The organism is Psychroserpens luteus, from assembly GCF_015319355.1.
GTDB classification, from domain to species: domain Bacteria; phylum Bacteroidota; class Bacteroidia; order Flavobacteriales; family Flavobacteriaceae; genus Psychroserpens; species Psychroserpens luteus.
This window is the reverse complement of the sequence record NZ_JADILU010000003.1, coordinates 106,288-119,446: the sequence shown is the minus strand read 5'-3', so window position 1 is coordinate 119,446 and position 13,159 is coordinate 106,288. Positions and strand designations below refer to the sequence as shown.

General features: G+C 30.8%; 15 protein-coding genes. 8 read left to right on the top strand and 7 right to left on the bottom strand.

Translation table 11 applies throughout. From position 1 onward, the window contains the following. Positions 1 to 35: 35 nt before the first annotated feature. Genes IM744_RS07510 through nadC form a run of 3 tightly spaced genes read right to left on the bottom strand, consistent with a single transcriptional unit; the run spans position 36 to position 2,258 of the window. Positions 36 to 458, bottom strand: coding sequence for a DUF2147 domain-containing protein (locus IM744_RS07510; RefSeq protein WP_194507513.1), 423 nt, complete (start codon positions 456 to 458; stop codon positions 36 to 38). Further along, positions 451 to 1,401: a YihY/virulence factor BrkB family protein gene (locus IM744_RS07505; protein ID WP_194507512.1), complete on the bottom strand. Its 951-nt coding sequence runs from the start codon at positions 1,399 to 1,401 to the stop codon at positions 451 to 453. Before IM744_RS07505 ends, IM744_RS07510 begins: the two co-directional genes overlap by 8 nt. Beyond that, a complete protein-coding gene (nadC, locus tag IM744_RS07500) occupies positions 1,401 to 2,258 on the bottom strand; it encodes a carboxylating nicotinate-nucleotide diphosphorylase (protein ID WP_194507511.1) in 858 nt (285 codons plus the stop codon). Before nadC ends, IM744_RS07505 begins: the two co-directional genes overlap by 1 nt. 90 nt (positions 2,259 to 2,348) lie before the next feature. On the opposite strand from nadC, the gene rlmH reads away from it, so the two are divergent. Beyond that, the gene (gene rlmH, locus IM744_RS07495; RefSeq protein WP_194507510.1) at positions 2,349 to 2,822 is read left to right on the top strand and encodes a 23S rRNA (pseudouridine(1915)-N(3))-methyltransferase RlmH; all 474 of its coding nucleotides are present in this window, start codon (positions 2,349 to 2,351) and stop codon (positions 2,820 to 2,822) included. A 25-nt stretch (positions 2,823 to 2,847) separates the two neighbouring features. Here the strand turns inward: rlmH and IM744_RS07490 are convergent, their stop codons facing one another. Together IM744_RS07490 and IM744_RS07485 are read right to left on the bottom strand one after the other, a co-directional pair. Continuing rightward, positions 2,848 to 3,147, bottom strand: coding sequence for an HPF/RaiA family ribosome-associated protein (locus IM744_RS07490; protein WP_194507509.1), 300 nt, complete (start codon positions 3,145 to 3,147; stop codon positions 2,848 to 2,850). Positions 3,148 to 3,260: 113 nt separating this feature from the next. Continuing rightward, entirely contained in the window at positions 3,261 to 3,620 is a 360-nt protein-coding gene (locus tag IM744_RS07485; protein ID WP_194507508.1) for a lipocalin-like domain-containing protein, read from the bottom strand. Between the two features lie 244 nt (positions 3,621 to 3,864). On the opposite strand from IM744_RS07485, the gene IM744_RS07480 reads away from it, so the two are divergent. The 3 genes from IM744_RS07480 to IM744_RS07470 all read left to right on the top strand — a co-directional run bounded on the left by IM744_RS07480 (position 3,865) and on the right by IM744_RS07470 (position 6,129). Continuing rightward, on the top strand, positions 3,865 to 4,857 hold the full coding sequence (locus IM744_RS07480) for a hypothetical protein (RefSeq protein WP_194507507.1): 993 nt from the start codon (positions 3,865 to 3,867) through the stop codon (positions 4,855 to 4,857). A gap of 201 nt (positions 4,858 to 5,058) precedes the next feature. Continuing rightward, a complete protein-coding gene (locus IM744_RS07475) occupies positions 5,059 to 5,634 on the top strand; it encodes a non-canonical purine NTP diphosphatase (RefSeq protein WP_194507506.1) in 576 nt (191 codons plus the stop codon). 45 nt (positions 5,635 to 5,679) lie between these two features. After that, complete coding sequence (locus IM744_RS07470) at positions 5,680 to 6,129, top strand: hypothetical protein (protein ID WP_194507505.1); 450 nt, start codon at positions 5,680 to 5,682, stop codon at positions 6,127 to 6,129. 168 nt (positions 6,130 to 6,297) lie between these two features. On the opposite strand, the gene IM744_RS07465 is transcribed toward IM744_RS07470, so the two are convergent. Next, positions 6,298 to 6,744 (bottom strand): FKBP-type peptidyl-prolyl cis-trans isomerase, encoded by a 447-nt coding sequence (locus tag IM744_RS07465; RefSeq protein WP_194507504.1) that lies wholly within the window; start codon positions 6,742 to 6,744, stop codon positions 6,298 to 6,300. Positions 6,745 to 7,263: 519 nt separating this feature from the next. Here IM744_RS07465 and IM744_RS07460 point away from each other — a divergent pair. Next, entirely contained in the window at positions 7,264 to 8,025 is a 762-nt protein-coding gene (locus IM744_RS07460) for a DUF6090 family protein (protein WP_194507973.1), read from the top strand. Positions 8,026 to 8,218: 193 nt separating this feature from the next. Here IM744_RS07460 and IM744_RS07455 read toward each other — a convergent pair whose 3' ends face one another. Next, entirely contained in the window at positions 8,219 to 8,716 is a 498-nt protein-coding gene (locus IM744_RS07455; protein WP_194507503.1) for a hypothetical protein, read from the bottom strand. A gap of 409 nt (positions 8,717 to 9,125) precedes the next feature. On the opposite strand from IM744_RS07455, the gene IM744_RS07450 reads away from it, so the two are divergent. The 3 genes from IM744_RS07450 (at position 9,126) to IM744_RS07440 (ending at position 13,042) form a co-directional block, all read left to right on the top strand. Continuing rightward, positions 9,126 to 9,881: a DUF6090 family protein gene (locus IM744_RS07450; protein ID WP_194507502.1), complete on the top strand. Its 756-nt coding sequence runs from the start codon at positions 9,126 to 9,128 to the stop codon at positions 9,879 to 9,881. A 125-nt stretch (positions 9,882 to 10,006) separates the two neighbouring features. After that, positions 10,007 to 10,744, top strand: coding sequence for a DUF6090 family protein (locus tag IM744_RS07445; protein WP_194507501.1), 738 nt, complete (start codon positions 10,007 to 10,009; stop codon positions 10,742 to 10,744). 381 nt (positions 10,745 to 11,125) lie between these two features. Continuing rightward, positions 11,126 to 13,042 carry a DEAD/DEAH box helicase gene (locus tag IM744_RS07440; RefSeq protein WP_194507500.1) on the top strand — a complete coding sequence of 639 codons (1,917 nt, stop codon included), beginning with the start codon at positions 11,126 to 11,128 and terminating at the stop codon, positions 13,040 to 13,042. The last annotated feature ends 117 nt before the right edge of the window (positions 13,043 to 13,159 follow it).

Here is a 13,159-nt window from a genome sequence, read left to right as displayed (position 1 = left end):
AATTATGAGATTGTCATAGGTCATTGTAAACACACTTAATTAGCTCTTATCCAATATTGTGTACGATAGAAAAAAGCGATATAACCACGTAATTGAAGTCTGTTAGGATTATCATCATCGAGTTTTATTCTGCAATCATAGACTTTACCATCTTCGGGATTTACAACAGTACCTTTTTTATAGACATCCCCAGATTTCTCCATGTCTTTAATGATATTTAAACCTAAAACAGGTTTATTGTAATCTTCACCTTCACAGAATTCACATGGCAAATCTCGCTTCACAGGATCAAAGATTTCAATAATTTTTCCGTAGACTTTCCCTTCCTCTTGGTAGATTTCTACTATCGATTTTTCTTCTCCAGTCTCATCATCTACGGTTTTCCATTTTCCGAAGATCGTCTGAGACACTATACTCTGAGAGATTAAAAGTGTTATAATTATAAGGTATTTATTCATCGTCATCATTTCTTTTTAAACGTCTAATTGTGGCATTTAGTTCATAACCCAACAATAAAATATTAGAATTAAGCCATAAGTATAATAGTAAAATTAATAAGGCTCCAATAGAACCGTAGAGTTTATTGTATTGAGAGAAGTTTTCGATATAAATTCCGAAGAAATAAGAAGTTAGAACTATAAGTAAGGTTGTAAACAATGCTCCAATGGAGAAAAAACTTGAAGCTTTTCCTTCTTTTGTTCCGAAGTAATACAAAATAGCTGTAGCCAGATAAACCATAAGTACAAAAAAGAGGTATTTTATAAATACGACCCAAAATAAATCATTTTCTTGAGCAGCATAATTTAAGGTTTCGAATTGCTCATATAAAGGCTGAATGATATATAATTGAAAATATCCAAAAAACGCAACCGTTAAAATCACTAATATCGCGAGAATCAAAGCGACACCTAAAGCATATAAATATTGTTTAAATATGTTTCTAGTAAGCTCTTGATGGTATGAATTCTCAAACCCTGAAAACACTGAACTTACACCATTTGCCATTAACAAAATAGAGATTATGAACACAGAGGATAATAATCCGCCACGCTCTGTATTTTCAATATTTTCAAAAATATTGGCAAAGAAAAAATCTGAGGTTTGTGGTGGCAAAGCCGAAGTTAAAAATTCTTGAAACTGTTCTTGAAAACCGTCTATATGAATATAAGGCATCAATATTAATACAAACAGTAAAAAAGGAAATATTGCAGTAAAAAAACTAAAGGCTATTGCACTTGCTCGTGATGTTAATGCACCTTTAAAAATTCCAATAGCATACAACTCTAATAAATCATATAATGATAATCCTACGAGTCCTGGGAGTTTAATTTTCCTGAGTAAACTAACAAGGCTATTAACGATAGGTATTTTACTTAATATCTCTTTTAAGGATTTTGACATTACACAGCTTTAAGGCTCAAATCCATATTATAAACTGAATGCGTCAAAGCTCCAGATGAAATATAATCTACACCACACTCTGCATATTTTCTAATCGTTTTCTCATTGATACCTCCAGATGATTCTGTCAAGCATTGATCTCCAATTAATTTAACAGCAGTTCTAGTATCTTCATAATTAAAATTATCAATTAGAATACGATACACACCTTCTGTTTTTAAAATTTCTTTGATTTCATCTAAGTTTCTGGCTTCTACAATAATCTTTAAATCACGATTAGTATCTTTTAAATATTGTTTTGTTTTGTTGATGGCTTTTGTGATTCCGCCTGCAAAATCAATATGATTATCTTTTAACATAATCATATCATACAATGCAAATCTATGGTTCTCTCCTCCTCCAATTTTCACTGCCCATTTTTCTAAAGCTCTAATTCCTGGAGTTGTTTTACGTGTATCTAAAATTTTAGTTCCTGTACCCTCAAGCAAATCAACAAACTGCTTTGTCTTTGTGGCAATAGCACTCATACGTTGCATTGCATTTAAGACCAAGCGTTCTGCTTTTAAAATAGACTGTGATGCACCTTCTACATAAAACACAATATCGCCATATTTTACAGGACTCCCATCTTGGATAAGCGTTTCTACTTTCATGTCTTTATCTACATAAGCAAATACTTGCTTTGCAAACTCTACACCAGCAATAATGCCTTCATCTTTTACGAGAAGCTTTCCTTTACCTTGTGCAGTTGCAGGAATACATGCTAGAGAACTGTGATCTCCATCACCTACGTCTTCTCTAATTGCATTTGATATAATGAGTTCTATTTCTTTATCGAATTGTTCTTGTGAGATCATATTTAAAATATTTAATGTAAAAATAACAATTGCATCTTAAAAAAATACAAATTCTAAATCTCAAATTCTAAAAAAGTATAACTTTGAAACATGACAATCAAACTCCTAGCCATAGGCAAAACAGACAACAAAGATTTACAAGCGTTAATTGATGATTATCAAAAACGACTAGGCTTTTATATCAAATTTGAATTTGAGATTATTCCCGATTTAAAAAAAGTCAAAAACCTAAGTGAAGATCAACAAAAACAAAAAGAAGGTGAACTCATTTTAAATAAGCTTAATAATACAGATGTATTAATTCTATTAGATGAAAACGGAAAACAATTTGATTCTGTTGGATTTTCAAATTATCTTCAAAAGCATATGAATTCTGGAATTAAACGCCTTGTTTTTGTGATTGGTGGACCTTACGGATTCTCGCCAGACGTCTACCAAAAAGCAAATGGGAAAATATCATTATCTAAAATGACATTTTCCCATCAAATGATTCGCTTATTTGTAATTGAGCAACTGTACAGAGGCTATACGATTTTAAGGAATGAACCTTACCATCATAGATGAAGCTGCTTTCACTCAAAAACAAATTTTAATGTGTTTTATAAACTTCTTTTCGCTTTTTAAGTTGTCGTTCTAAATCGTTTATAGTTTCTCTTACAGCGACTTCGTATTGCGCTTCATCAGAGGTTGCAAAAATTCGAGGTCCAGGAAGACTCAATTCTATATCACAAATTTTTCCTTTTGTATGGCTATTAGTGTCATGTTTAAATCTTACTGTAGCACTAATTAAAAATTCGTATCTATTAAAAAGTTTGTCTAATTTTTCTTCAGTAAAAGTGTTTAGAGAATCACTTTTATCAACATCTACGTATTGAAAATTTACAGTCATAATTGTTCTGTTTTTTAGGTTAATTTCGATACTCTAAGTTACAAAAATTAGAGCATATTATTTACACAAAACTCATAAAGTATTGGTAATTTTTTCTTCGGAATTTATAACCATCACTTTTTCACTAGTGTTAGAATTTCCGCATTACCAGAGCGACTCATTGTAAATGATAACGTATCTGTTGTAAGCTTATTAATCTCTACTGCAATTTCTAATTTACCGTCTGGTTTAGAATACAAAATACCATCAGCAATCTTGTAAGTTCCTTTCGTTTCTTGAGCGCTTACTTTTGATGTATAGGTTTTATCTTTATTAAAACTGAAATAGGCATTATTCGCACATTTATCGTTTGAGGAAGCCACATCTATCCAACTCACACATTCCCATTCACCAACGATGTCTTCAGCATATTTTGCATCATTACATGACATTATTAGCAGAACGAATATTATAGTAAAACTTAGTTTTTTCATAATTTTAATTATTAAAATGGTTTCTATGTATTAATTATGGTAAGATCGACCATATTTTTTCTATATAAAAATTATGTGTTGACAATTATTTTTTTTCGAAGATAATACAATCTTATTTTTTTAGTCAATTTCACGTAATCCGCTAGGTAATAATACTCTACTATTAAAATCAGTAATAAAACGTTAACCTATATATCATAATAAATTGACCTTTGAATATAATAATTTTAAAACAAATAATATCATGGGACAATCAAAAAGTATTGAACAAAAAATTAAGGATGATCAAAAGTTCAGAGAATTTATGGCCATCTTAGACACAGAGTCTAAAAAAGAAGAAACTAGAATTTTAGAAGAACTAAAAGTAACAGCAAAAAACCAATATGAAGGTAATGGTTGGGATTTTGCTCGCTTTTTTGGAAACAAACAGAGCGATTATCAAAATTATGATGACTGGAGTCTTTCTAGAGTCGTAAAAATTGTTGATTCTATAGGTAACGCTTTAGCAGGTGGTGACTTTCCATCCACAAAAGTTCCTGGATCAAAGGATGCGGATAAATCTACAATTGACCAAGTCAAAGAATTTATGGGAGCATTTGGTGGTGATTACTCATTAATTATTGCTCGAGTGCAAGCCTTAATTTCTGGTGTGCTTTCTCAATTTGCAGTAGCTACAGATGTAACGAGAAAAACATTGGTTCAAGACACACCATTAAGTGGAGGTCTACATCTATTTTTTGGATCTTCAGGTAAGGTTTATACCAATAATACTTTTTTTACAAATCAGTTTATAGGATCATTTCAAATTGTATTTGAAGTCTATATGAGTGTGGATGAAGCAAAAGCAATTGGCCTGCAACAAATGCTAGTAGTAACAGGAAAAGAGTTAGAAATGCTTAATAGTCTAATATTAGATATTAGAACTGCTCAAGTAGAAAGTTTAAAAACTATTTTAAAAGAAAATCCACAAGATTTTGTATCTACAAAAGCTGCTTATGACGTGGCATTAGCAAGTGTAAAACTTGATAGAGCAAATTTAGTAGAAGAATACGACAAGTACAATCAAGTTATTGAAACAATTGATAACTACCATTCTCAGTTAGATTTATCTAGTTGTGGTATTAAACCAGGAAAAGGTAATCAAGTTTCTCTAAGTTCTATATTTAACGAATGGGAAATTAGTATAGCTGAACGCTATATCAAAGAGAAATTAGCTACTCAAGGTGTTTTAAACTAGAGATTGAAAATACTTTCTTATAAGATCGAACAGGATGTAATAATTCAGTTCGATCTTTTGATTTAATACTAAATATAAAAAATCATATTGTAATTCTTTTTTCTTCGGAAAAAGATCAAAAAAAAATAATGATTTCATTTTTTTAAATAAAATTAAATTACTGTAATCACTATTTTTGGTTTAAGCTAAAAATAATATAAAATGAAACTCGTCTTCGCTACAAACAATCTAAATAAACTTAAAGAAGTCCAATCCCTTATTCCAGAGTCCATAAAACTGTTGAGTTTAAAAGACATTGGCTGCTTTGAAGATGTTCCAGAAACCCAACTCACAATTAATGGTAATGCCATACAAAAAGCAGAATATATCAAAGAGCATTACGGTTTTGATTGTTTTGCAGACGATACTGGTTTAGAAGTTGAAGCACTTAATGGAGAACCTGGTGTTTTTAGCGCTCGTTATGCTGGAGAACAAAGAGATGCAAATGACAACACCAACAAATTGCTCAAAAATCTAGAAAATAACACCAATAGAAAAGCTCAATTTAAAACCGTTGTTGCATTACATCTCAATAACAAATTAGAAACATTTACAGGAATTTGTAAAGGAGAAATCACTACAACCAAACATGGAGAAGGTGGTTTTGGCTACGATCCTATTTTTAAAGCTCATGGTTATGATAAAACCTTTGCAGAAATAACTCTAGAAGAGAAAAACAAAATTGGTCACCGTGGAAAAGCTGTGCGATTATTAGTAGAATACTTGAATACAATCTAGATAAGATCTTTAATACAGTAGAAGCGGAAACTAAATAATCATCAAATGAAAAAAACAGCAGTATTTATCGGGTTTTTAATGACTATTTCATTTGGTTTTTCTCAAACTGTAGATTCTCTAAGTCTATTACATAAAACAGATTGGCATACTCTACAATGGATTGAAAAAGATACTGTTGTACTTATGGCTAAATCAAAGATTGACACAATTTATGAAGACCTAACTACTAAGCAAAAGTTTTTAAAAGCAAAAAGGAATACTTATGGAGAACGTATAAGTTTTGAATCTGGAAAAGTGAATTATTCTAACAACATGTCTTGTCCTGTTGGTGAGTCTCTAAAAAGAATAAACACTTTTGTGTTTGCTAATAATATGGTAATTATTGACTATCAAACTAAGAAATGGCCTTGGAAAAACAATGAATGGATTTACGAAAAAAGAACATTTAAAATCATTCGTTGGTCAAATGAAGCAATAGTTTTAAAAAGCTTGTAGTCATTTTTAACGTCATTGTTTATTTTAAGATAAATCGATCAACATTAGTTTAAAACTGAAGCTGGAAATTGGGTTTCTTCGGTATGATCAATTATAAAAATAAAACAGCCTTTTTTAAACAATGTTTAAGCAAAGGCTGTTTTGATATTTTAAAACAAGTAACTTATTTTATTTTTTAATCTCTGCGTCTTTAATTTCAACCACTTCTAGATCAAAAATAAGCTCTTTTCCTGCTAAAGGATGATTACCATCTATAACAATACTTTCTTCTTTAACTTCAACCACAAGTAAATTCATTTCTCGTCCATCTGGAGTTTTAGAAACTAAACCCATACCAACTTTTGGCTCAACATCTTGAGGAAGCTCAGATTTGTTTACTTCTTGAATTAATGCAGCATTGATGTCTCCATATGCTTCTTCTTTTGCAATTGTAATGGTTTTCTTTTCATTTAATTTCATATCAATTACACCTTTCTCAAAACCTGGTATCAATTGACCTTGTCCTAAAGTAAATTCTAATGGCTCTCTTCCTTCAGAACTATCAAAAACTTGTCCGTCAGATAATTTACCTGTGTAATTTACTTTAATTGTGTTATTCTCTTTAACTTGACTCATACTATACTATCTAATTTTTAAAAATACTTTTTGCATAATTTTTACGCAGCAACTATTTTAGTTTAAATTTATTCTTACTACTCAAAACACCAAAATCAAGCCAAAGAACTAAAAGCCTGACAATAATAATTTATAGATCTATATTTTTATCTACGGAAATTGGAACAATTCAACCCTAGGCCTTTGATAGCAATCAAACGCAAGATTAACACACCTATCTAAAGCTGTACGAAAAAGACATATCAAGTATGAAAATATGTCAGGTTATCAATATAAAAATTAATAACCCTATTTATAATAATCAATTTTAGAAAGATAAGAAAATCATAAAACAAAGTATTGCGAAATACAATAGTTTAAGTTCCCAGAAAACATAGTATTATCATCGATTTTGGTTAAATCTCAAAACTTGACTTTGTCAAAAAAATAGACGAACTTCGTCTAACGATTGATAAAAAACATTAAAACGATTTTTTATCAGAGATAACGTTGTGCTTCATTATCAGAAACCGCTAACCAATGATAAAATTCTTTAGAAAAATTAGACAAAAACTGCTGACTGAAAATAAATTCAGTAAGTATCTGATTTACGCAATCGGAGAAATTATTCTTGTAGTTATTGGGATTTTAATTGCTCTAGGTATAAATAATTTGAACCAAAACAGGATTGCTGAAAATGAAGAAGTCGCAATTCTAAAGGCGATGAAAACAGATTTTCTGGAAACCCAAAATAGGACTAAAGCGACAATCAAAAATCAAACAACTGTCGTGGAATTTTGCTACAAATTGCAAATTACAATGAATGAACAAAAAAATATTGATTCTATTGGAGAATATATTTATCGCGGAGCAATATCATATTGGAGAGTAGAACCTGTTAATGGAACTTATGATGGACTGATTGGCTCTGGTAAAACTGACGTTATAAAAAATCAAAAATTGAAAAGTTTACTTGCAGAGTTTTCTGCAGAGATCAAATATGGTTTTGAAGATGAAGACTTTTGTTTAGATTTAACATCATCATTGGTGGAGAAATCGAGTAATTATGCTGCATACTTGGAACCTGAAAGAGATAGAAAAAGGAATGGCTTAAACAAACCAATAACTGAAGAAGAAAGAAATAGTGCAATTATTAGACATCAAAAAAATGATTCGTTTTTAGGTGTTTTGGTAACAAAATCTGATTTAGAAAAGAATAGATTGGAATATCAAAAAAATATTTTAAAGTTTGTTGAAAATATTATAGCACAAATTGAATCTGAATTAGTAAAAAAAGAATAACGAAAGCACAACACCGTGTATAATTAATTGCTAGTTCTAGCCTACTTACGAATATTCCTGCGGAATATTCTATCTGTGATTTATTTGCTAAATTAGTTGCTTAAACACGCAACTAACCATACACAACACGTTAGACGAACAAAAAAAATCCAGCTTCTGCTGGATTTTTTTTAATCTATTTTATAAATAAGAACTATTTCTTAATAACCGAGTTCATTGCTTTATTCATTGCTTCAGTATATTTAGCATCTGCTTTTTGATCCACCATACCAATAAACATTAAGCACGTATTTGCATCAATTTCCATGCAGTAGACTGCATTATCTAAAGTTGATCCTTCTGCTTCAGATGTCCCTTCCATAAACAACACATTTACTCCGTTAATTGTTTTCTCACCTCTATCTGTGATTTTAAATTGGGCAGTATCATCTGCAGCCATTTTTTCTTTAGCCTTAGCAAACGTTTCAGGCACCATCATAGCCATCACAACAGCTTTAGGGTTTTCAGACACATAAGTGTTTGTACTCACAGCTGTAAAAAGCGTCGTATCTACATCCATTTCAATTTTTTGTGCCATAAGCTCCATCATTCGAGCCATTTGTGCTTCATCCATTTCTGGTGCTGCTGTGTCTTGAGCTTGCACCTGTACTCCCATTGTAAAAACAAGAAGAGCAATAAGTAATTTTTTCATGTTAAATTTGTTTAGGTTGACAATATAATACATCTCATACTTTTGAAATGCACATCATCAATTATTTTTTAACTGAATTACAAAAAGCAGACCATGTTTAAAATTCATGGCTATTTCCGAAGAAAAAATATTAGGATGATGTCACTTTTCCTTTAAAAGTCTACAAGCTAATAATATTGTAAAAAAACTATTAAAGTTTTTTTTTGCTTCACTACGGTAAACCGTAAACCAACCAATTTATTTTAACATACTTTTATTGAAATATACGTAGAACTACGTATAGGTTTAATAAAACGGTTGCATTACTTTTATCATTGAAAACTTGGCATATACCGTAATATTTTATGTTAAAGTCAAGTTTAATTTATTATAAAACGAGTTGTGCTTCATTATCAGAAACCGCTAACCAATGATAAAATTCTTTAGAAAAATTAGACAAAAAATGCTGACTGAAAATAAATTTAGTAAATATCTGATTTACGCAGTTGGCGAAATTATACTTGTCGTTATGGGAATTTTGATTGCTTTGCAGATAAACAATTGGAATGAAACAAGACAAATTAAGAAAGTAGAAAAAGAAACTCTGTATGTTTTACTTGAAGATTTAAATTCAGCAAAAAATTATTCGGAGCAGTATATTGAAAATGAACAAAGTTACCTTGATATTATAGAAAAAATATTGCATAATGATTCAATAAAGACAGTTTTAAATAATAATAACACAATAGAATATTTCAACAAAGCGTTTTGGGATTTTGAGATAAAGATTCCTGTAATTAATACATACTCGGATTTGAAAAATGCTGGAAAAATTGCAATAATTCAAAACGATTCTATTAGAGACAGACTTAGTATTTTAGAAGCAAATGTTTATAATTTAGATAAGCTAATTCAGGATAGAATGAATGTTCATCAAATTAGGATTGATGAAATTTGTGCTGAATATGTTAACTTTCTGCCCCTTTTGAAATTTAAAATACCAGATTATAATATTTCATTAGGTCCTAAAAACGACTACATTGAAATTATGGCACAACCGAAAATACGCAACTTAATGGGAATCAAATCTGTTCTTACTAATGAAGCATTAGGCTACAGGAAAGATTTGCATAATGAAATTGAATCAATTATACAATTAATAAAAATTGAACTAAATGAGAGTTAAAATTAATCGTAATAAAATAACGAAAGCACAACTACAGATATAATGCATAATTTTAAAACCATAAAAATGAATCAGATCTTGTTATTTAGCGTCTATTGTGCTTCATTATCAGAAACCGCTAACCAATGATAAAATTATTTAGAAAAATAAGACAAAAAACTCTGACTGAAAATAAGTTCGGAAAATATCTGACTTATGCAATCGGAGAAATTATTCTTGTCGTGATTGGAATTTTAATAGCATTATCAATTAATAATTGGAATGAAAATAAAATAAACGAAAATCAACTTAACAATATTTACAATGAAGTTGAACTGAATTTAAAGTCTGACCTCTCAAATATAGATGCTGTTATAAAACAATATGAGCAGTTAGAAATAAGACTTGAAAAAATGATTACTGGAGAATATTCAAGCATTCCTTTGGATTCAATTGATGCTACTAATTATTCAGATTTTATTCCTGGCAAAAGGGATATAAATAATTTTATAAATTTTGAAGTTCAAGATAAAGGTTTAGGATTAATTAAAACTTATAATAACTTTAACACAAGCGGAAATAGAGACTTTACTAATGAAATTATTCAATTCTATAAAATTGTAGAACCATTAATTTTGGTGCTTGATAAATTAAAAGAAGAGTCATTTGATAATATAAAATATTTTGAGAAATTCTCTTGGTACTCTGACTATATGAATATTAAATACAATCCTGAAGCGATAGATTTTTTTGTAAAAAATGAAATTTTTAAAAATAAAGTTATCACATATAGATTAGTAGCGATTCAAAATTATTTGCCTTTGTTAAGATATTACAAAGAATCAGCAACTACAATATTGGAAAAAATAGAAAAAGCTGAATAAAAATAACGAAAGCACAACAACGTATATAAAACATAGTGCGAGTTGTTGTTAACACGAAGGTTCGGGCATTTTTGCGAGGTCGCCAAATTTTTAAATTTGGCTCGTGTATAATCCGAAACCATAGCATCTTTTTACAAGCTACGTTTCATATACGGAGACGTTAAACAAACATCCCCAAAAACCACCATTATAAAACATATTTACCCAATTATAATTTACTTCCAAATAAAAGCGTACCTTTGCAACTTGAAATTTCCGAAGAACCGGAAAAGTTAAATTCCTCAGAGTGAGGATGTGTTACCTGGAAGTTTAAGTGTTTAGTATGTCGATTCGCTTCTTTTGTAACACCAAAAAGACATAATCGAATACAAAACAAAAAGAATGAGCACATTCCAAGAACTCGGTCTTAATGAAGACCTTTTACACGCTATTACAGATTTAGGATTTGAAAAACCTAGTGATGTACAAGCAAAAGCAATCCCATTATTATTAGAAAAAGATATTGATCTTGTTGCCTTAGCGCAAACAGGAACAGGTAAAACTGCAGCATTTGGTTTCCCAATGTTACACAAAATTGATGTAGGTAGTCGTACCACTCAAGGATTAATATTATCTCCTACACGTGAACTTTGTTTACAAATTGCAAACGAACTTAAACTTTACGGTAAGTATTCTAAAGGTTTAAATGTTGTTGCTATTTATGGTGGAGCAAGCATCCAAGATCAAGCGAGAGCTGTGAAACGTGGTGCACAAATTATTGTAGCTACTCCTGGTCGTATGAAAGATATGATCAATAGAAATATGGTTGACATTTCTAAAATTGAATATTCGGTTTTAGATGAAGCAGATGAGATGTTAAACATGGGATTCTATGAGGATATCACAGATATTCTATCGCATACACCTGAAGATAAAAACACATGGTTATTTTCTGCAACAATGCCAAGAGAGGTATCTAGAATTGCAAAAGATTTCATGCATGATCCAATAGAAATTACTGTTGGAAATAAAAACGAAAGTACAAGTCAAGTCTCTCATGAATACTATTTAGTAAACGCTAGAGATCGTTACCAAGCGTTGAAACGTTTGTGTGATGCTAATCCAGATATATTTTCTGTGATTTTTTGTCGTACAAAACGTGATACTCAAAAAGTTGCCGAAAACTTAATCGAAGATGGTTATAGTGCTGGAGCTTTACATGGTGATTTAAGTCAAAATCAACGTGATTTAGTAATGAAATCGTTTAGAAACAAACAAATACAAATGCTTGTTGCTACAGATGTAGCTGCTCGTGGTATTGATGTAGATGATATTACTCACGTTATCAATTACCAATTACCTGATGAACCAGAAATTTACACTCACCGTTCTGGAAGAACTGGACGTGCTGGTAAAACTGGTATTTCTATGGTGATTGTTTCTAAAAGTGAAGTACGTAAGATTAGAGGTATTGAGCGTATCATCAAAAAAGAATTTGAGAAAAAAGAAATTCCTGACGGAATGGAAATTTGCGAAGTACAATTAATGTCTCTCGCTAATAAGATTCACAATACAGAAGTTAATCATGAGATTGACAAGTATTTAACAAGCATTAATGAGTTATTTGTAGATACAGATAAAGATGAATTGATTAAAAAATTCTTCTCTGTAGAGTTTACACGTTTCTTTAACTACTACCAAAAATCTAAAAAGCTTAATGAACCAAGTTCATCTAGAGATTCTGAAAGAGATTCTGGACGAGATTCTGGCGGACGAGGTTATGGAGGTAGCGCAAATGAAACACGTTACTTTATTAATGTTGGACAAAAAGATGGTTACGATTGGATGAAACTTAAAGATTTCTTAAAAGAAGTTTTAGAGTTAGGTCGTGATGATGTTTTCAAAGTAGATGTTAAAGAGAGTTTTTCTTTCTTTAATACTGAAAAAGAAAGTCAAGAAAAAGTATTGGCATTCTTTACAGACTATAAGCACGACGGACGCTTTGTTAACGTAGAAGTTAGTGAAGACAAAGGCGGTGGCGGAAGAAGTCGTGGCGGACGCTCTGGTGGTGGACGTCGTGATGGTGGTTCTGGTGGTGGAAACCGAAGACGCAACGATGATAAACGCTCATCTGGAAGACGAAGTTCTGGTGGTGACTCAAGACGTAGTGATTCTAGAGGTGGTGATAGACGTTCTATTGAAGGAGGATCTGGAAACAGAAGTGATAGACGAAGTTCTGGAGGAGAATCTAGACCATCAAGAAGCTCTGAAAGTTCTTCAGGAGCAGATAGACCAAGACGCTCTAGACGTAGAGATTAAATATAGAAACCTCGCAACAATGTTGCGAGGTTTTTTTTTGCCTTCTTGTTAATATTTAGTCAAATTTGCGACCACTCTAATGTGATATGCAATTTGTTTACTATTTTTAACATATCA